The following is an 18,944-nucleotide window of genomic DNA, read 5'->3' as shown; positions in this document are numbered from 1 at the left end:
CTACTCCGCGGCGAGCACCTTGCTCGGCGTGATGGGCAGCTCGCGCACGTAGCGGCCCGTGGCGTGGGCCACGGCGCTCATGACCGCGGGAGAGGGCGTGTTGATGACGACCTCGCCGATGGACTTGGCGCCGAAGGGTCCCGTGGGCTCGAAGCTGGGCATGAACTCCACGCGCGGCTCAGGCACGTCCATGCGGGTGGGCAGCTTGTACGTCATGAGGTCGCCGGTGCGGAGGTTGCCGCGCTCGTCGCGGGAGACCTGCTCCGTGAGCGCCATGCCGATGCCCTGGGCGATGCCGCCCTCGGCCTGCACGCGCGCGAGCGCCGGGTTGATGACGGTGCCGCAGTCCACGACGGCCGCGTAGTCCGTGACCGTGACCTTGCCCGTGGCCTTGTCGACCTCGACCTCGGCCACGCCGGCCATGTAGGGCGGCGGCGAGGTGGGCTGGGCGTTGGTGCCGTGGCCCTCGAGCATGCCGGGGTGCAGGCCAAAGCCGATGAGCTTGTTGGCGAGCGCGGCGACGGTCATCTCCTGCTCGGTGCCGTCCGCGCCGACGCAGCGCACGGACTCGCCGTCGAACTCCACGTCCTTCTCGTCCACGCCGAAGACGCGGGCCGCCTGCTCGCGGATCTGCCGCACGAGGTCCTCTGCCGCGCGCACGACGGCGCCGCCGGTGGTGTAGGTGCCCGAGGACGCATAGGCGCCGGTGTCGAAGGGGGAGGTGTCGGTGTCCACGCCCTTGGTGACGATGCGGTCCACGTCGCAGCCGAGCGCCTCGGCCGCCATCTGGGCGAGGATGGTGTCCGCGCCGGTGCCCACGTCGGTGGCGCCGATGGAGAGCACGTAGAAGCCGTCGTCCTCGAGGCGGATGTCCACGTTGGCGATGTCCACCATGGCGATGCCGGAGCCCTGCATCGTGAGGGCCACGCCCAGGCCGCGCACGCGGTCGCCGAGGTCCTCACGGAGCGGGCGGTCCTTCCATCCCACCATCTCCATAGCTCGCTCGAGGCACTCGTCGAGGCGGCAGCTGTAGAGGTGCTCGTCGTTCAGCTGCCAGAGGGTCTCGCCGGGCTTCACGAGGTTCTTGAGGCGCAGCTCGCACGGGTCCATGCCGAGCTCGTCTGCCAGCTCGTTGACGGCGGACTCCACGGCGAAGCAGCCCTGCGTCGCGCCGTAGCCGCGGTAGGCGCCTCCCGGCGTGGTGTTGGTGTAGACCACGTCGTAGGAGAAGCGGCTCGCCGTGGCGTGGTTGTAGATGGGGAGCGCCTTGCCGCCTACGAGCGTGACCGTGGTGGTGCCGTGGTAGCCGTAGGCGCCGGCGTTGGAGAGGGCGTAGAGGTCGATGGCCTCGATCGTGCCGTCGCGCCGGGCCCCCATGCGGACCTTGAGGACCATCTCGTGGCGCGTGTTGGAGCAGCTCATGGTCTCCGCGCGCGTGTAGGTGCACACGCACGGCCGGCCGGTCCTCATCGCGGCGAACGCGGCGAAGGGCTCGTTGCAGCCGCTCTGCTTGGCGCCAAAGCCCCCGCCCACGCGTGGCTTGATGACGCGCACCTGGCGCTTGGGGATCCCGAGGGCGTTTGCCACCTGGCGGCGGATGTGGAAGGGCACCTGCGTGGAGCTCACCACGGTAAGGCGGCCGAAGGCGTCGGTGTAGGCGAAGGAGCGGAACGTCTCCATCATGGACTGCTGCGTGGCCTGCGTGCGATAGGTGCGCTCGATCACCACGTCGGAGGCGGCGAAGGCGGCCTCCAGGTCCCCGTGGACGCGCTCGCCGTGCGCCACGAGGTTGCGGCCCGGGTCGCCGGACCTGTCGCCGCCGGGCGTCCAGTCGTCCTCGTCGTGGATGATGGTTTCGTTGTCGAGCGCCTCCCCCACGTCGACGATGGCGGGGAGCTGCTCGTAGGTGACCTTCACGGCCTTCACGCCCGCGGCGGCCGCGGCCTCGGTCTCTGCCACGACCATGGCGACCTCGTCGCCCACGTAGCGCACGTGCCTGTCGAGAAGGACGGTGTCGTAGGGGCTCGGCTCGGGGAAGCTCTGGCCGGCCAGGGTGAAGCGGTTGTGCGGGACGTCGTCCGGGCCAAAGACCGCCACGACGCCGGGGACCTCGAGCGCGCGGCTCTTGTCGACGTCCATGACGATGGCGTTTGCGTGGCGGCTGCGCACGAGCTTCACCACGAGGGCACCCTCGGGCGCGAGGTCGGCCGTGTAGACGGGCGCGCCGGCGAGAAGCGCCCCGGAGTCCTTCTTCGCCACCGGGAGCGCGATCTCGCGGTGCTGGGCGCCCGACTCGGTGGTGGCGTCCGCGGGCACCTCGCGCGGGGGCAGCTCGCCGCCGTTCGCGTGGCGGGCGAGGAAGCGGCGGATCGCGCGCATCTGGCTCGCGTAGCCGGAGCAGCGGCAGAGGTTGCCGGAGAGGTAGCGGCGCATGGTCTCGTCGTCGGCGCCCGGGCGCGCGGCGTCGAGCGCGAGCACGGCCATCTCGAGGCCCGGGGCGCAGAAGCCGCACTGCTCGGCGCCCTCCTCGGCGAGGCACTGGGCCAAGAGCTCGCGGCGACCGTCGCGCATGCCCTCGAGCGTGGTGACCTCGTGGCCGTCCACGCGCGCCATGAGCACGGAGCAGGAGAGCACGGGCTCGCCGTCAAGCAGCACGGTGCAGAGTCCGCAGTTGGAGGTTTCGCAGGCGCACTTGACGGACTTGTAGCCGTGCGCGCGGCAGAAGTCGAAGAGGGTCATGTCCGGGCGGACGTCCTCCTCGAGGCGCGCGCCGTTCAAGGTGAGGTTGACGAGCATCCCTAGGCCTCCTTCTCTGCGCGGGGCTTCTCAGCGGCGCGCTCGACGGCGCGGCGGACGAGCGCGGGTGCCACGGCACGGCGCCACGAGGCGGTGCCGCGCAGGTCGTCGCCGAAGTCCAGGCTCTCGGCGAGCTCGCAGACGGCGTCGAGCTCGGCGGGGGAGAAGTCGCGCCTCAGCGGTATGCGCTCGCCGCCGGTCACGAGCGTGGCCTTCTTGGGGCGCGCGCCCACGGTGACGTGCCAGGATCCCTGCCAGCAGGCGGCCGCCGCGTTGAGCGCGGAGAAGTCCGTCGCGGCGTTGCGGACGGACTCGAAGGCGGCCTGGTAGCGGTGCTTGCGCACGACGACGTGCGTGAGGACGTCGTTTCTCGCCCCGCGCTCCACGAAGGGGATGACGGGCATGGTGCCCGCCCCTTCGAGCTCGACCTCGGTGTCGAGCGCGAGCAGCGCCGTGACGATGTCGGAGAAGCCCATGCGCGCGTAGAGCGAGCCGCCCACCGTGGCGAGGTTGCGGAACTGCGTGCCCACGATGTCACGGACCGCCTCGGTGAAGATGCCGCAGGTGGCGGCCTGGAAGCGCTCATGGTTCTCGAGCTCGCCCAGGGTCACCATCGCGCCGATGCGAAACGCGTCCTCGGTCTCCTCGATCCGGTCGAGCCCGCAGTGGGAGAGGTCGATGCCGAGTGGCGAGGTCCGGTCGGCGAGGCGCAGCCACATCATGCCGCCGATCACCGTGGCCTGACGGTTCTCCCGCAGGAGCTCGTAGGCCTGTCGCGTGGTGCCGGGGCGGACGTACTTCTCGAAGGTGAGCACGTGTCCTCCTCTTGGTTCTTCTCGGTAGCGCCTCAAGAATACCGCAGGTAGGGGGCGCCGGGGTGCGCACCGTTATACTTTCGGCGAGACAACGCCCCGGCATGGCGGGGCCTGGCCCGCACTTCTCGCCCAGACAGAGCCAATCGACAAAAACATCCCCTCGAGGGCAGGATTTTGTCCGGATGCTCTGTCTCGGCGCGTGGCGAGAAGCCCGCCCGGGCGCGCCCTCCCGTCATCCCGGCGTGAGGTAAGATTGTCGCCGCTGCGTCGGCCGTCGAGGGAGGTGGGATGGGCGAGAAGATCGTGGACGCGCATGGCGTCAGCCACGCGTACGTGAGGGGCCGCGCCACGCTGCGCGACGTCTCGCTCGGCATCTCCCGGGGCGAGCTCGTGGCCATCGTGGGCGAGAACGGCTCCGGCAAGACCACGCTCGCGCGGCACCTGAACGCGCTCATCTCCCTGCAGGCCGGCGAGCTGCGCGTCGCCGGGATAGACGCGGCGGACCCGTCGCGCGTCTGGGAGCTGCGCCGCGTCTGCGGCATGGTCTTCCAGAACCCCGAGAACCAGTTCGTCTCCTCCGTGGTGGGGGAGGACGTGGCCTTCGGGCCGCTGAACTTCGGCGCCGACGGGCCACGCGCGCGGGAGGCGGCGTCGGCGGCCCTCGCCGCGGTGGGGCTCGCGGGCTTCGAGCGGCGCGACACGCACGCGCTCTCCGGAGGCCAGCAGCAGCGCGTGGCCCTCGCGGGCGTGCTCGCGTGCGACGCCGACGTCATCGTGCTCGACGAGGCGACCTCGATGATCGACCCGCGGGGGCGCGACGAGCTCGTGCGCGCCGTGGCGCGGGCGCGCGAGGAGCGGGGCACCACGGTCATCTGGATCACGCACGACATGGAGCTCGCCGCCCGCGCCGACCGCGTCGTGGTCATGCGCGGCGGGGAGGTCGCGGCCGACGGCGCCCCGGCGGACGTGCTCTCGGACGAGGCGCTGCTCGAGGGGGCCGGCCTGGAGCCGCCGCTCGTGGTCCGCGCCTGGCGCGAGCTCGAGGGGGCCGGCGTCGTGGCCGGGCCCGCGCCCGTCACGGTCGAAGGGCTGGTGAGCGCGCTGTGCGAGTGAGGCTCGAGGGGGTTTCCGTCACCTACGAGGGCGCGGCGGGCGAGAGGAACCGTGCGCTCGACGACGTCACGCTCTCGCTCGAGGGCGGCGTCACCGGGCTCATGGGACAGACGGGCTCGGGCAAGTCGACCCTGCTCGACGTCCTTGCCGGCGTGCTGCCGCCCGACTCCGGGCAGCTGCTCGTGAACGGCGCGGACGCCCTGCGGGGCCCCGGCGCCCGAGCGCTCGCCGCGTCCGTCGGGCTCGTCTTCCAGATCCCCGAGCGGCAGTTCTTCGAGGCCACGGTGGAGCGCGAGGTGTCCTTCGGGCTGCTCGCGCGCGGCATGGGCGCGGCCAAGGCGCGCGAGCGGGCGGGCTCGGCGCTCGCGCTCATGGGGCTCTCCCTGGACGAGCTGGGCCACCGCTCCCCGTTCGCGCTCTCGGGCGGCCAGCAGCGGCGCGTCGCCATCGCGTCCGTGCTGGCGCTGCGTCCCGCGCTGCTGCTGCTCGACGAGCCCACGGCCGGGCTCGACCCGCGCGCCCGCTCGGCGTGCCTCGCGGCGGTGCGCGCCGCGGCCGAGGACGGGGCCACGGTCGTCGTGGCCAGCCACGACGCCAACGCGCTCGCTGCGGTCGCGGACCGCGTGGTGGCGCTCGAGGCCGGACGCGTGACCCTCGACGGGCCGATGCGCGCCCTTCTCGGCGACGCGGGGCTCATGCGCGCCCACGGCCTCGAGGGCGCCTGTGCCGCTCGTGCCGCCTCGGCTCTGAGGCGCTCCGGCATCGACGTGCCGGGCGCGCCCCTCACGGCCGGGGAGCTCGCGTCGGCCATCGCGCGGGGGAGGGCGTCATGAGGTCGCTTGCCGGATACGTGTGGGTGGACTCGCCGCTCCATCGCATGGGGGCCGGTCCCAAGCTCGTCGGTCTTCTCGCCTGCGCCCTTCTCGTCGTGCTCGCCACGACCCCGCTCGAGCTCTTCGCCGTCTCGGCGGGCGTCTGCGCCCTCGTGGCCGTCTCGCGCGTGGGCTGGCGCGCCGCGGGACGGGCCGCGTGGGGCCTGCGCTGGTTCCTGCTCATGGTCCTCGCCATGAACGCTCTCTTCTTCAGCGACGCCGACCCCCTCGTCTCGCTCGGGCCCGCGCACCTCACCCCCGCGGGGCTCGCGCAGGGCGCGCGCGTGGTGGTGCGAACGCTTCTGGTGGTGGTCCTGGGCACCCTCCTCACGGCGACCACGCGCCCCCAGGAGCTCGTGGACGGCGTGAGGCGCCTGCTGCGCCCGCTCGGCCGCCTCGGCCTGCCCACGGAGGCGGCCGCGCTCGCCGTGGGCGTGACGGTGCAGTTTGTGCCGACGCTCCTGCGGGAGAGCCGGCAGCTCATGCGCGCCCAGGAAATACGTTGCGGTGGCGTCGCTTCTCATGGTATTGTGCGACGAGCCGTCAGCTATGTACGGCTGCTCGTACCCATCTTCGTATCGGCGATGAGGCGAGCCGACGAGCTCTCCTGCGCCATGGAGGCCCGCGGGTACCGGATCGACCGCCCGCGCGCCGCCGACACGACGGGAGAGGGGAAGAGGAACCAATGAGTCAGGTGAAGAAGGTCGTCGTCGCCGCCGTGTGCGCGGCGCTCGGGATCGTGCTCCCGATGGCGTTCCACTCCATTCCCAACGCGGGCGCCACCTGGCTGCCCATGCACATTCCCGTGATGATCTCCGGCCTCGTGGCCGGCCCCGTCGCGGGCGCCGCGACCGGCGTGCTCGCGCCCGTCCTGTCCGGCCTGCTCACGGGCATGCCGCCCGCGCCGATGCTGCCGCCCATGACCTGCGAGCTTCTCGTCTACGGCCTGGTCTCCGGCCTGCTCTCGCGCGTGGTCCGCACGGGCAACACCACCGCCGACCTCTACATCTCGCTCGTGGGCGCCATGCTCGCCGGGCGCGTGGTGAACGGCGTGCTGCGCGCGCTGATCTTCTCGGCGGGCGCCTACTCGCTCGAGGCCTGGCTCACGGCCTCCTTCGTGACGGCGATCACGGGCATCGTCCTGCAACTCGCCGTCGTGGTGCCGATCGTGGTCTCGCTCGAGCGCGCCGGGCTCGTCCCGCCGCGCTATTCGGAGGAGTAGCCGACGACGTTTCCCGGATTCGTCCCGAACACCCCACACGTCTGTCGTGGGGGGGGCTCGCGACGTTTGCATCGAGAAAAGCGTCGCGAACGCCCCGCTCGGCAACCGTGCGGGGCCTTCGCGACAGAAGCGGGGAGAAGAGCGTCGCATTCGCCCCGCTCCGCAACTGTGCGGGGCCCTCGCGACGTTCTTCTCGGCATGAGGGGCGTCCCCGCCGTCACGCCAGCCGCGTGCTCGCGCGCTCGATGACGGTGCCGGGCACCTCGATTCGCTCGGTCGGTCGGGCCGGGTCCTTCGCCCGGGCGAGCACGCGCACGAGCACCTCGCCGGCCACGCGTGCCGTGTCCTGGGCGACCGTGGTCACGCCGCCGAAGAGCACGCGGTTCCAGGCGTAGTCGTCGAAGGTGGCGAGCGCCACGTCATGACCGACCGCAAGGCCGCTCCCCCTGATGGCCTCGGCGAGGCGCAGGAAGACGAGGCCGTTTACCGCCACGATGGCGAGCGGCCCCTCCCCGCGCTCGTGCGCGAGGCGGCCGAGCACCTCCTCGATGCCCTCGCCCCCCTCGCCGAGCCCCTCGACGGAGCCGACCATGCCGCGCCTGGCCAGGCCAGATGCGAAGGCCTCGGCTCGGGCGCGCCGCGTGGCGCTCGTGGAGACGGGCTCCGTGAGCAGCGCGGCCCTTCTCGCCCCGCGTCGGGCGAGAAGGTCGAGCAGGTGCTCCACGAGCCGGGTGTTGTCCGAGGTCACGAGGTCGACCGCGCACGCGCCCCCGTCCGGTCCCGAGATGGCGCGATCGAGCAGGCAGGTGGGGACGCGCGCCGCGGTCTCGGCGATGAGCTCGTCGTTGCCGCCGGTGGTGTTGACCACGAGGCCGTCCACGCGGGCGTCCACGAGCCGCTCGATGGCCTCCGCCTCGCGCGTGGGGTCGTTCTCGGAGAAGGAGCACATGAGCGTGTAGCCCGCGGACTCGGCCTGGTCGCAGAGCTCCTGCAGGACCTCGCCGGAATAGGGGTTGCGCACGTCCGCCATGACCACGCCGAGCGTGTGGGAGGTCTCGAGGCGGAGGCTGCGCGCCACGCTGCTCGGCCGGTAGCCCGTGCGCTCCACCACCTCGGCGATGCGCTCGCGCGTCTCGGCCGACATGGAGGTCCAGCGGCCGTTCAGGAACCGCGACACCGTGGCCGGGCTCACGCCCGCCTCGCGGGCGACATCCCGTATGCTCGTGCGCGCCATGCCGCCCCCTCGCGTTTGTCGAGACTTCGTGTGCGCGCGCCTTCACGCGCAGATCGTTCTTCTCGGTACTATACTACATGCCGTTGGGAAATCGATTTCCCAAAGCTAGACACGCTAAAGAGGGGAGACGTGGTGGACGAGAAGACCAAGGTGCTCGCGTTCGGTGAGATCATGATGCGGCTCTCGCCGCCGGACAACCTCCGACTGGAGCAGGCCTCGACGTTCGAGGTCCGCTACGGCGGCGCCGAGGCCAACGTCGCGCTCTCCCTCGCGTTCCAGGGCGACGACGCGGCCTTCGTTTCCATCGTCCCCGCCAACCGCATCGGCGACTGCGCGTTGCGCTCGCTCACGTCCTACGGCGTCGACGTCTCCCGCGTCGTCCGCTCGGGGGACCGCCTCGGGTCCTACTTCTTCGAGGTGGGCGCGTCGGTGCGCTCCAACGGCTGCGTCTACGACCGCAAGTACTCCGCGATCTCGCTCGCGGGCCACGACGAGCTCGACTGGGACGCCATCCTCGAGGGCGTCGGCGCCTTCTACGTCTCCGGCGTGACCCCCGCCGTCTCCGAGGAGATGGCCCTCGCGTGCGAGGAGGCTCTCGCCGCCTGCCGCGAGTGCGGGATCACCACCGTGCTCGACCTCAACTACCGCGGCAAGCTCTGGTCCCCCGAGCGCGCCCAGGCCGTGATGGCGCGCCTCATGCCCCACGTCGACGTCTGCGTGGCCAACGACGAGGATGCCCCCTCCGCGCTGGGGATGACCTGCGTCTCCGGCTCGCTCGCCAACGGGATCGAGGAGCGCGAGGACTACGTCGAGATGGCGCGCCAGATCTGCGAGCGCTACGGCTGCAGGATGGTGGCCTCCGTCATCCGCGACGTTCGCGCCGTCGAGGACTCCGACTGGATGGGCATGGTCTACGCCGACGGCGCGCCGCACTTCTCGTCCGTCCACCACGTGCACGTGCTCGAGGGCGTGGCCGCCGGCGACGCCTACGGCGCCGGGCTCGTCCACGCGCTGCTCCACGGCTTCGACCTCGACCACGCGAGCGAGTACGCCATCGCGGCGAGCGTCCTCAAGCTCACGATCCACGGGGACTCCAACCTCGTGACGCCCGCCGAGATCGAGGCGGTGGCGTCGAAGGGCGCCGGCACGCGCGTCGCCCGCTAGCCGCGCCGCTGTGCCGCTGGCGTCAGGTTTATTTGGCACGTTCGTCAGGTTTTGCCGGGGGTCCCGGCAGGAGGGGAGAGACATGGGATACATGGACGGGTTCTACCGCGAGGTGGAGAAGGTCGGCGTGGTGCCGGTCGTCGTGCTCGACCGCGTCGAGGACGCGCTGCCGGTGGCGGACGTGCTCGTGAGGGGCGGCCTGCCCTCCGCCGAGGTCACCTTCCGCACCGCCTGCGCCGCCGACGCCATCCACGAGATGAGCGAGAAGTGCCCCGACCTCCTCGTGGGCGCCGGCACCGTGCTCAACCTCGATCAGGCGCGCCGCGCCGTTGACGCGGGCGCTCGCTACATCGTCTCCCCGGGCTACAACATGCAGGTCGTCGACTGGTGCCTCGAGCACGAGGTGCCGGTGCTTCCTGCCGGCGTCACCCCCACCGAGGTCACCGCGCTCGTGAACGCGGGCCTCGAGGTCACCAAGTTCTTCCCGGCGGCGCAGTACGGCGGCCTCGCCACGATCAAGGCGCTCGCCTCGGTCTTCGTGGGGCACCGCTTCATGCCCACCGGCGGCGTGTCTGCGTCAAACCTGCGCGAGTACCTCGAGTGTCCGGCGATCCTCGCCTGCGGCGGCACCTGGATGGTCAAGCCCGACCTCATCCGCGCTGGCGAGTTCGACCGCATGCTCGAGCTCACCGCCGAGGCCTCCGCGCTCGTCCGCGAGATCAGGGGCTAGTCGTGGCCGTCCACGTCATCGAGGAGGCCAACCGCTGCCTGGGCTGCCGCCGGGCGATGTGCCAGGAGCGTGGCTGCCCCGTCCACACGCCCATCCCCGAGGTCATCCGGCTCTTCAAGGAGCGCAGGATGGACGAGGCCGGCGCGCTGCTCTTCGAGAACAACCCCATGAGCGCCGTGTGCTCGCTCGTGTGCAACCACTCCAACCAGTGCGAGGGCAATTGCGTCCAGGCGCGCAAGGGCAACCCCGTGCACTTCTCGAGCATCGAGCACTACATCTCGAGCACCTACCTCGACCGGCTGGAGCCCGAGCGGCCGCAGCCCTGCGGGAAGTCCGTCGCCGTCATCGGCTCGGGGCCCGCGGGGATCACGGTGGCGATCAAGCTCGCCGAGCGCGGCTGCGCCGTCACGGTCTTCGAGCAGCGCACGGAGATCGGGGGCGTGCTGCAGTACGGCATCCCCGAGTTCCGCCTCTCCAAGGAGCTCGTCCAGCGGTATCGCGAGGTCATGTGTGCGCTCGGGGTGCGCGTGCGCCCCTCCACCACGATCGGCGGCGCCCTGCACATCGACGACCTCTTCCGCGACGGCTACGACGCGGTCTTCGTGGGCACCGGCACCTGGCGCGCCCGCAAGCTCGACATCCTGGGGCAGGCGCGCGGCAACGTCTTCTTTGGCATCGACTACCTCGTCGACCCCTCGAGCGTGTCCATCGGCCGCGACGTGGCCATCATCGGCGTGGGCAACGTCGCGATGGACGTGGCGCGCTCGGCCCTGCGCCACGGCGCGCGCCGCGTGACGCTCTACTCCAACACGCACGAGGTCACCGCCAGCTCCGAGGAGGTCGAGTACGCCGAGCTCGAGGGCGCCGAGATCGTCTACGGCAAGGACGTCGTCTCCATCGACGACGAGGGCCCGACCTTCCGCACCGCGATCTTCGACGAGAAGAACGACGTCGTCGGCTACGAGGACGAGCTCGACCACGTGCGCTGCGACACCGTGATCATCGCCGTCTCCCAGCTCCCCAAGAACAAGCTCGTGCTCACCACGACGGGGCTTGCCACCAACGAGCGCGGCCTGCTTGAGGTCGACGAGTCCTGCATGACCACCGTCCCGGGCGTCTTTGCCGCGGGCGACGTGGCCACCGGCCCGCGGACCGTGGTGCACGCCGTTGCCGGGGCCAAGCGCGCCGTCGAGGGGATGCTCGCCTACATGGGCCTTCCCGCCGACGCCGACCCGGCAACGCCCTAGCCATCATCGATGACCCATCTCGACGCGGGGTCCCGCCATGCACCCCTCGCCGAGCCTCCTTTCCAGTGCCGCGCCCCGCCTCCCAGCACAGGCGGGGCGCGGCGTTTTGCGGGTAGGGGGCAAGCGGGACGGCGCGCATCATGCATTCTGCGCCGTGTCCTTCTCGCCATCTGCGCCCCTGCGGGGCTCGTCGCGCAGAATGCGTGCGAGGGGCGTCGACTCGGGCCGTCGACTCAGCGGCTGCGCCCGACGCGCTCGAAGAACGCGAGCGCGTTGCCCGAGCAGAGCCGCGCGCATACCTCATCGCCAAAGCGCCTGGCGAGAAGGGCCTGGAGGGAGGGCAGCGTCCGCGCGCCGTCGAGGAAGGCGGGGACGGTGGCGCCGTCGAAGTCGGCCCCGAGCGCGATGACCCCCTCGCCCCCGAGGTCGAGCCAGTGCTCGACGTGGGCCGCCACGTCATCGAACGTGACGTCGTCGGCGCCGGCCCCCTCGCGCAGGAAGCCGCAGCAGAGGTTGAGGCCCACGAGGCCTCCCCGGTCGCGAATCTCCAGGAACTGCCGGTCGGTGAGGTTCCTCGGGTGCGCGCAGAAGGCGCGGGAGTTGGAGTGGCTCGCCACGACGGGGCGCGTCGCGAGGGCGAGCGCGTCCGCGAGGCTCTCGTCGTTGAGATGAGAGACGTCGAGCACCATGCCGGCGCGCTCCATCTCCGCCAGCGCCTGCGCGCCGAGCGGGGTGAGTCCGGCATGGGAGTCGCAGCCGCTCGCGAGCGGGCCCTCGGCGTTCCAGCTGAGGGAGGCCATGAGGACGCCCTGCTCTGCGAGGCGTCCCACGAGGCCGAGGTCCGCGGCGAAGAGGCGCGCGTTCTCGATCGTGCGGACGGCGGCCATGCGGCCCGACCGGAGGGCGGGGCGGATCTCGTCGGCACCGCTCACGAGGGCGACCGCGCTCGCGTTCTTCCGGACCTCGGCCTCGAGGTACGCCGCGACGTGCCGGTAGAAGCGGGCGGCCTGCTCGGGGGAGAGCTCGTCGGGGATGAAGCAGGCGAAGCACTGCGCCCAGGGCGTCTCGCCGACGGCCTCGAGGGAGACGTGGCAGCGGCTCCGGGCGAGCTCGCGGCAGCCCTCGGGGTCCTCTCCGTCGCCGGGGCCGTAGAAGTCCGTCCCGCAGGCGCGGCGCAGGTCATCCGGCAGTGTCTGCCACGCGAGGCGGTCGGCGGTGTCGCAGTGCAGGTCAAATACGGGGTGGCGCATGAGGCCTCCTTGGGTGCGGGACGGGTCGGCGGGCCCGGCCCGTCGTGCAATCTGACGGATAGTGCGAAGAATCTGCCAACGGGCCTGCAATCAGGCGGATAGTGCGAAGAATCTGCCAACGGGCCTGCAATCAGGCGGATAGTGCGAAGCAATTATCCGCCTTCTGAGGCGCCCCGTCGGGTGTCCGTCCCCTGCCCGGGGCAAAACGGCCAGTTGGCAGCGGCGTCTCTTGGGGAGCGGGGCCGGAAAAGGCTTCCCACTATCCGCCCGATTGCAGGCCGCTCAGGGAAAGTTTCCCACTATCCGCCTGATTGCAGGCGATGGCCGCCCCAGGGCCGTCGGGATGCCGGGCTCAGCGCCGCCCCTCCCCCTCGAGGAGTCGCCCGAGGCGCGCGAGGCAGTAGAGCGCCCCGGCGGCGGCGATGACGCCGCCCACGAGCCCCACGCCGACGGGCCCCGCGGCGTCGCACACTAGGCCGCCGATGATCGAGCCCGTGCCGATTCCCACGTTGAAGAGGCCGGAGAAGACCGACATGGCGACCGGGGTGGCCGCCTGCGAGGTGCTGCGGATGACCTCGGCCTGCGCGGCGACGTTGTAGGCGGTGGCGGAGACGCCCCAGATGACGCAGACCGCGAAGGGCCCGGCCGGAACCCCCGCGAGGGGGAGGAGCAGGAGGAGCGCCGCCGCCATGCCGAGCATCGTTGCGGTGAGGAAGGGACGGCGGTGCGCGTCGAAGAGGCGGGCGAAGAGCCAGCTCCCGCCGAGCCCCGCGACGCCGAACACGGTGAGTGCGGCGGTGATGAGCGCGTCGGGCATGGCTGCCACCTGCTTGAGGAAGGGCTCGATGTAGCTGTAGCCCGTGTAGTATCCGGTCGCGAAGAGGATGGTGGCGAGGTAGAGCCCCACGAGCGCGCGGTTGCGAGCGAGCTCGGGCAGGCGGCCGAGCGTGAACGGCTCTCCCGCCTCGAGCCGCGGGAAGAACGCGACGAGGCCGACCAGCGCCACCGCGGCGGCCGTCCCCACGCAGACGAAGGTCATCCGCCAGCCGAGGGCGAGCCCGAGCGCGCGGCCGAGCGGCAGCCCGAAGATCATGGCGACGGAGGTTCCCGTGACGATCATGCTCATGGCGAGCGAGGACCTCTCGGGCGCCGCCACGCGCACGGCAAAGGGGGAGGCCACCGACCAGAAGACCGCGTGCGCGGCGGCAACGATGAGGCGGGATGCCACGAGCAGCTCGAACGTGGGGGCAAGGGCCGAGGCGACCTGCCCGCCGCAGAAGACGGCGAGCACCGAGACGATGAGGGCCCTCGGGGAGATGCGGCTCGCGGCGAGCATGAGCGGCAGCGAGAGGAGCGCCACGGCCCATGCGTAGATGGAGATCATGGCGCCGGCGCCCGACTCGCTGAGCGAGAACGCCCCGGCGATGTCCGTGAGCAGGCCGATGGGCACGAACTCCGAGGTGTTGAGCAGGAAGGCTGACAGGGTGAGGGCGACGAGCGGGAGGAGCTCTCGCGTCGTCATGCGGGGCGTGGGGGAGGCCATGGGTTCCCTTCGTACGGTCGCGGCTCGACGTTTCCGGGGGAGACTCTAGCGTAACCAGAGCCAGAGGGATAGCAGCATGGCATCAGGTCTCATGCCCCCTTGCGAGGTCTTTCGGGAGCGGCCCGAAGGCGCGGCACTCATGCGAGCGGCGCCCGCCCCGGGGGGCGGGCGCCGCATGAAAGGGGCCTGTATGGCAGGTCCTTCTCGCCCTAGCGCTCTGCCTGCTCCTTGATCTTGCCGGACAGCACGAAGCACAGCACCGCGAAGACGATCGAGACCACGTACATGCTCATGTTGGCGGCAGCGCCGTCGAGCGCGACGCCGAGCACGAGGCCGACCACCGAGAAGACGACGGCGACGAGGCTCATGGCGCGGAAGGGCCCGATCTTGCGCGGCGTGTTGGCGCCGCGGATGCCCGCTCCGGCGTAGATGAGGTAGAAGACGCCGGACACGATGCCCCAGATGCCGAAGATGACGGCCCAGGCCTGCAGGTTGAAGTCGATGCCGCCCACGCTCACGACGTCGGCGGGGTCGAGCAGCCCCATGCCGGCGAGCGTTATGCCGCCGAAGACGAGGCAGGCGAGGGCGTCGAGGATGTACAGGAAGCAGACGATCTTGAGGAGCTTGCGCTCTTTTGACATGGTTCCTCCTTAGGGTGACGGTCACCTCAACTATACCGCGAGCCGTCTCCCGTCATCCTTATAATGGGGCGCGTGAAGGTATCCGACGAAGGGTTGGTCATGACGAGGGTTGCAATCATCTTCGGTGGCGTCTCCACCGAGCACGACATCTCCTGCAAGTCCGCGGACAACGTCATCTCCGCGCTGGGCGGTCGCTTCGAGCTCGTGCTCGTGGGCATCACGCGCGACGGACGCTGGCTGCGCTACGCGGGGGACCCGGCGGAGCTCACCGGGTCGTGGGAGGAGCACGACTGCGCGCCCGTGGCGCTCGTCCCGGGGTCGGGCCTCGTCGAGCTGGGAGAGGGCGGCGTCGCGCGTCCACTAGCGGTTGACGTCGCCCTTCCCGTCCTGCACGGCCAGGGCGGCGAGGACGGGACCGTCCAGGGCGCGCTCGAGGTCGCCGGCGTCCCGTACGTTGGCTGCGGCGTCATGGCGAGCGCCGTGTGCATGGACAAGGACGCGTCTCACCGGCTGGCCGCGGCGGCCGGCGTGCGCTCGCCGCGCTGCGAGGTGCTCTGGCGCGGGTGCTCCCCGGAGGAGTGCGCCGCGGCCGTCGAGGCCTGCGGCGGCTACCCGGTCTTCGTGAAGCCCGCGCGCGGCGGCTCCTCGATCGGCGTCTCCCGCGCCGCCGACGAGGCAGCATACGCCGAGGCTCTCGACGCGGCCTTCGCGCTCGACGAGAAGGTCGCCGTCGAGGAGGCCATCACGGGCGTCGAGGTGGGCTGCGCCATCGTGGGCGACGCCGTGCGCGGCACCTGGATGGGCGAGCCCGACGAGATCGTGGTCTCCGGCGACGGGTTCTTCCGCATCCACCTCGAGAAGGACCCGGGCGCAAACACCGAGCTCCGCTGCCCCGCCCAGCTCCCCGAGGATGTCCTCGCGCGCGTCCGCGCCGCCGGGACGGCCGTCTACGAGGCGCTTGGCTGCGAGGGCCTCGCGCGCGTGGACCTCTTCGTCACGCCGGAGGGCGAGGTCGTCTTCAACGAGGTCAACTCCATGCCGGGTCTCACGTACTACTCGCGCTTCCCCCAGATGATGCGCGTCGCCGGCCACGAGCTCGGCGACGTCCTCGAGTCCCTCGTCGCCGAAAAACTCGCCTAAAAGGGGCCAGGCCCCTTTTAGGCGAGTTTTCGTGGAGGGCGCATCGCGTCGCTCGCCGTGGGTAGGATACGGGCGGAAGAACCCGACCAGAGAGGAGCTCTCCATGCCCGCGTCCGATTCACCCTCATACCGCCTGTTCGTCATGCCCGGCTGCCCCTACTGCCAGAAGGTCCTCGCGTACCTCTCCCGCGTCGGGCTCGATGACGGGCGCGTGACGGTGGAGGACATCACCTCCGACCCCGCCGCGCGCGACGAGCTCGTTCGCGTGGGCGGCAAGGGTCAGGTCCCCTGCCTCTTCGTCGACGGCGAGCCGATGTACGAGTCGGAGGACATCATCGCCTACCTCGGGGCAAACCTCCGCTGAGAGACTGGAAGGGGGCGGTCCGTCGGGGCCGCCCCCTGTTCCGTTTAGCGCGCTACTCCGCGCGCATGCAGCGCATGGCGTTGAGGATCGCGATCATCGCAACGCCCACGTCCCCGAAGACCGCGAGCCACATGCTGGCGACGCCGAAGGCGGCGAGCACAAGGATCAGCACCTTCACGCCGATGGCAAACACGATGTTCTGCCAGACGATTCGCATGGTCTTTCGGGCCACGCGCATGGCCTGGGCGATCTTGGAGGGCCTGTCGTCCATGAGGACGACGTCGGCGGCCTCGATGGCGGCGTCGGAGCCCATCGCGCCCATGGCGACGCCCACGTCCGCGCGCATGAGCACGGGCGCGTCGTTGATGCCGTCGCCCACGAAGGCCAGGCGCGCGCCGTCCTTCTCGCCTGCGAGCAGGCGCTCCACGGCATCGACCTTGTCCTGGGGGAGGAGCTGTGCGCGGACCTCGTCGATGCCGAGGCGTGCGGCCACGGCCTCGGCCACGTCCTGACGGTCTCCGGTCAGCATGACGCAGCGGCGCACGCCGGCGGCGTGGAGGTCGCGGATGGCCTTCTCGGCGTCCTCCTTGACGACGTCGGCGATCACGATGTGGCCCACGTACTCGCCGTCGACGGTGACGTGCAGGATCGTGCCGGTGAGGTCGCAGTCGTGCCAGGCGGCCCCGTGCTCGGCCATGAGCTTGTCGTTGCCCACGAGGACCAGGTGCTCGTTCACGCGGGCGCTCACGCCGTGGCCGGACTCCTCACGGGCCTCGGCGATCCTCTCGCGGTCGATCTCTCCGGAGTAGGCGGCGCGCACGGAGACGGCGATGGGGTGGTCAGAGAAGGACTCGGCGTGCGCCGCCATGGAGAGCACGTAGTCGGGGTCCACACCGGCCTCCGGGTGGATGGCCACCACGTTGAAGGTGCCCGAGGTGAGCGTGCCGGTCTTGTCGAAGACCACGGTGTCCACGTGGGCGAGAAGCTCGAGGTAGTTGGAGCCCTTGACGAGGATGCCGAGGCGCGAGGCGCCGCCGATGCCGCCGAAGAAGGAGAGCGGCACGGAGATGACGAGCGCGCACGGGCAGCTCACCACGAGGAAGGTGAGGCCGCGCAGGACCCAGTCGGACCAGGCGCCCATGCCGGCGAGCGGCGGGATCACGGCGAGCGCGAGCGCCGAGAGCGTGACTGCCGGCGTGTAGACGCGGGCGAAGCGTGTGATGAAGTTCTCGGTGCGGGCCTTCTTCTCGCTCGCGTTCTCCACGAGCTCGAGGATGCGGGCGACCGTGGACTCTCCGTAGGGCTTGGTCGTGCGGACACGCAGGACGCCCGTCATGTTGACGCAGCCGGAGATGACGTCTGCGCCCGGCTCCACGTGGCGCGGGACGGACTCGCCGGTGAGCGCGGCGGTGTCGAGCTGGGAGGCGCCGTCCGTGACCACGCCGTCTATCGGGACGCGCTCGCCGGGCTTGACCACGATCGTCTCGCCCACGGCGACCTCGGCGGGGTCCACCTCTACGAGCTCTCCGTCCTTCTCGACGTTGGCGTACTCGGGCGCGATGTCCATCATGGCGGCGATGGACTTGCGGCTCTGGCCCACGGCGTAGCTCTGGAAGAGCTCGCCCACCTGGTAGAAGAGCATGACCGCCGCGCCCTCGGCCATGTGGGGCTCGGTCTCGGGGAAGAAGACCATCGCAAAGGCGCCGAGCGAGGCCACGGACATGAGGAACGCCTCGTCGAAGGGGTCTCCGCGACGGATGTTGCGCGCGGCCTCGAGCAGGGTCTTGTAGCCCGCGATGAGGTAGGGGACGAAGAAGAGCGCGAAGCTCGCGTAGACGTCGCCCGGCGTCCCAAAGAGCGTGGCGAGAAGCCCGCTCTCCTCGACGGCGAACGCCGCGGCGAAGAGGGCCAGGGCGACGATGATGCGGTTGCGCCACCGCTTCTGCTTCTTGTTCACAGCAGCTCCTCTGCAAATTGGGGACGTGTTTTTTCTCTCAGAGAATTTGGGACAGGCCTGGGCTGTGTGGCGCGCCATGTGCCGCGCGCGTTATCGACCTGTCCCGAAAACTCTGAGAGAAATAACCCGTCCCCTTCTAGCGCTTCTAGCGGATGATCTCGCAGTCGGGCTCGATCTTGGCCGCGAGCGCGACCACGCGGCCCAGCACGTCGTCGAAGCGGTCGTCGGCTGCGGAGAGCGTGAGCTTCTGCGTCATGAAGTTCACCGAGACGGCGTCCACGCCGTCCACCCTGGCGAGCTCGTCCTGCAGCTTGCGCGCGCAGTTGGCGCAGTCGATCTCATCGAGCTTGAATGACTTTCGCATCGCGGTCTCCTTACTCGCAGATGTGGGACATGCCCTGGTTGAGCATCGTGTAGACGTGGTCGTCGGCAAGCGAGTAGAGGACGTTGCGCCCGTCTCGCTGGAACTTCACCAGGCGCGCCGACTTGAGGGTCCTCAGCTGGTGGGAGACGGCGCTCTGCGTGGACCCCGTCTCCTCGGCGATGTCCGCGACACAGAGCTCGCGACCCATGAGCGCGTAGAGGATCTTGATGCGCGTGGTGTCGCTGAAGACCTTGAACAGGTCGGCGAGGTCGTAGAGCAGCTCCTCGTCGGGCATCTCGTCGGGGGCCTCCCCGGCTGCTACCTTCTCGGCCATGATGAGCCTCCTCTCACGTGAGAATGAACATCTGAACGGATGTTCATACGTTTTCTTACTCATGATTATATGAGCATCTGTTCATATGTCAACGGGAATTTGGCGTCTGGTCGCGCCGTGGACGCGCACGGACCCCTGTGCCCCAGACGGCAGGGGAC

Annotated in this window: 18 protein-coding genes; 9 read left to right on the top strand and 9 right to left on the bottom strand. The window is 70.7% G+C overall.

The genetic code is table 11. The features are described 5' to 3' along the window. Complete coding sequence (locus ACULPM_RS06175) at window positions 1–2,796, bottom strand: molybdopterin-dependent oxidoreductase (protein WP_445331988.1); 2,796 nt, start codon at window positions 2,794–2,796, stop codon at window positions 1–3. A 2-nt stretch (window positions 2,797–2,798) separates the two neighbouring features. Then, window positions 2,799–3,611, bottom strand: a complete 813-nt coding sequence (locus ACULPM_RS06170) for an FAD binding domain-containing protein (RefSeq protein WP_445331987.1) — start codon at window positions 3,609–3,611, stop codon at window positions 2,799–2,801. A 288-nt stretch (window positions 3,612–3,899) separates the two neighbouring features. On the opposite strand from ACULPM_RS06170, the gene ACULPM_RS06165 reads away from it, so the two are divergent. The 4 genes from ACULPM_RS06165 to ACULPM_RS06150 are packed head-to-tail and all read left to right on the top strand — an operon-like array spanning window position 3,900 to window position 6,818. Further along, window positions 3,900–4,724 (top strand): ATP-binding cassette domain-containing protein, encoded by an 825-nt coding sequence (locus ACULPM_RS06165; protein ID WP_445331986.1) that lies wholly within the window; start codon window positions 3,900–3,902, stop codon window positions 4,722–4,724. Continuing rightward, window positions 4,715–5,557: an ATP-binding cassette domain-containing protein gene (locus ACULPM_RS06160; RefSeq protein ID WP_445331985.1), complete on the top strand. Its 843-nt coding sequence runs from the start codon at window positions 4,715–4,717 to the stop codon at window positions 5,555–5,557. The genes ACULPM_RS06165 and ACULPM_RS06160 overlap by 10 nt, the downstream gene beginning before the upstream one ends. Beyond that, window positions 5,554–6,285, top strand: a complete 732-nt coding sequence (locus ACULPM_RS06155; protein WP_445331984.1) for an energy-coupling factor transporter transmembrane component T family protein — start codon at window positions 5,554–5,556, stop codon at window positions 6,283–6,285. Before ACULPM_RS06160 ends, ACULPM_RS06155 begins: the two co-directional genes overlap by 4 nt. Then, window positions 6,282–6,818, top strand: a complete 537-nt coding sequence (locus ACULPM_RS06150) for an ECF transporter S component (protein ID WP_445331983.1) — start codon at window positions 6,282–6,284, stop codon at window positions 6,816–6,818. Before ACULPM_RS06155 ends, ACULPM_RS06150 begins: the two co-directional genes overlap by 4 nt. Window positions 6,819–7,035: 217 nt before the next feature. Here ACULPM_RS06150 and ACULPM_RS06145 read toward each other — a convergent pair whose 3' ends face one another. After that, window positions 7,036–8,052 carry a LacI family DNA-binding transcriptional regulator gene (locus tag ACULPM_RS06145; RefSeq protein WP_445331982.1) on the bottom strand — a complete coding sequence of 339 codons (1,017 nt, stop codon included), beginning with the start codon at window positions 8,050–8,052 and terminating at the stop codon, window positions 7,036–7,038. Between the two features lie 132 nt (window positions 8,053–8,184). On the opposite strand from ACULPM_RS06145, the gene ACULPM_RS06140 reads away from it, so the two are divergent. The 3 genes from ACULPM_RS06140 to ACULPM_RS06130 all read left to right on the top strand — a co-directional run bounded on the left by ACULPM_RS06140 (window position 8,185) and on the right by ACULPM_RS06130 (window position 11,193). Next, window positions 8,185–9,216: a PfkB family carbohydrate kinase gene (locus ACULPM_RS06140; protein ID WP_445331981.1), complete on the top strand. Its 1,032-nt coding sequence runs from the start codon at window positions 8,185–8,187 to the stop codon at window positions 9,214–9,216. 82 nt (window positions 9,217–9,298) lie between these two features. Further along, complete coding sequence (gene eda, locus ACULPM_RS06135; RefSeq protein ID WP_445331980.1) at window positions 9,299–9,946, top strand: bifunctional 4-hydroxy-2-oxoglutarate aldolase/2-dehydro-3-deoxy-phosphogluconate aldolase; 648 nt, start codon at window positions 9,299–9,301, stop codon at window positions 9,944–9,946. Between the two features lie 2 nt (window positions 9,947–9,948). Next, window positions 9,949–11,193, top strand: a complete 1,245-nt coding sequence (locus ACULPM_RS06130; RefSeq protein WP_167930254.1) for an FAD-dependent oxidoreductase — start codon at window positions 9,949–9,951, stop codon at window positions 11,191–11,193. Between the two features lie 233 nt (window positions 11,194–11,426). Here ACULPM_RS06130 and ACULPM_RS06125 read toward each other — a convergent pair whose 3' ends face one another. From ACULPM_RS06125 to ACULPM_RS06115, 3 genes are all read right to left on the bottom strand, one after another. Next, a complete protein-coding gene (locus tag ACULPM_RS06125; protein ID WP_445331979.1) occupies window positions 11,427–12,443 on the bottom strand; it encodes a dipeptidase in 1,017 nt (338 codons plus the stop codon). A gap of 352 nt (window positions 12,444–12,795) precedes the next feature. Beyond that, complete coding sequence (locus tag ACULPM_RS06120) at window positions 12,796–13,986, bottom strand: MFS transporter (protein ID WP_445331978.1); 1,191 nt, start codon at window positions 13,984–13,986, stop codon at window positions 12,796–12,798. A gap of 209 nt (window positions 13,987–14,195) precedes the next feature. Further along, window positions 14,196–14,627 carry a hypothetical protein gene (locus tag ACULPM_RS06115; protein WP_445331977.1) on the bottom strand — a complete coding sequence of 144 codons (432 nt, stop codon included), beginning with the start codon at window positions 14,625–14,627 and terminating at the stop codon, window positions 14,196–14,198. Window positions 14,628–14,726: 99 nt separating this feature from the next. On the opposite strand from ACULPM_RS06115, the gene ACULPM_RS06110 reads away from it, so the two are divergent. After that, window positions 14,727–15,767: a D-alanine--D-alanine ligase family protein gene (locus ACULPM_RS06110; RefSeq protein WP_445331976.1), complete on the top strand. Its 1,041-nt coding sequence runs from the start codon at window positions 14,727–14,729 to the stop codon at window positions 15,765–15,767. 103 nt (window positions 15,768–15,870) lie between these two features. Next, a complete protein-coding gene (locus ACULPM_RS06105; protein WP_167930250.1) occupies window positions 15,871–16,131 on the top strand; it encodes a glutaredoxin family protein in 261 nt (86 codons plus the stop codon). Window positions 16,132–16,183: 52 nt separating this feature from the next. On the opposite strand, the gene ACULPM_RS06100 is transcribed toward ACULPM_RS06105, so the two are convergent. The 3 genes from ACULPM_RS06100 to ACULPM_RS06090 form a co-directional block, all read right to left on the bottom strand. Beyond that, window positions 16,184–18,088 carry a heavy metal translocating P-type ATPase gene (locus tag ACULPM_RS06100; protein WP_445331975.1) on the bottom strand — a complete coding sequence of 635 codons (1,905 nt, stop codon included), beginning with the start codon at window positions 18,086–18,088 and terminating at the stop codon, window positions 16,184–16,186. Window positions 18,089–18,233: 145 nt separating this feature from the next. Then, entirely contained in the window at window positions 18,234–18,452 is a 219-nt protein-coding gene (locus ACULPM_RS06095) for a cation transporter (RefSeq protein ID WP_167930248.1), read from the bottom strand. 10 nt (window positions 18,453–18,462) lie between these two features. After that, window positions 18,463–18,786, bottom strand: a complete 324-nt coding sequence (locus tag ACULPM_RS06090) for an ArsR/SmtB family transcription factor (RefSeq protein WP_167930247.1) — start codon at window positions 18,784–18,786, stop codon at window positions 18,463–18,465. Window positions 18,787–18,944 lie beyond the last annotated feature (158 nt).

The organism is Thermophilibacter sp. ZX-H3 (genome assembly GCF_052599055.1).
The sequence above is the reverse complement of the archived record's forward strand: the minus strand, read 5'-3'. Positions and strand labels throughout refer to the sequence as shown.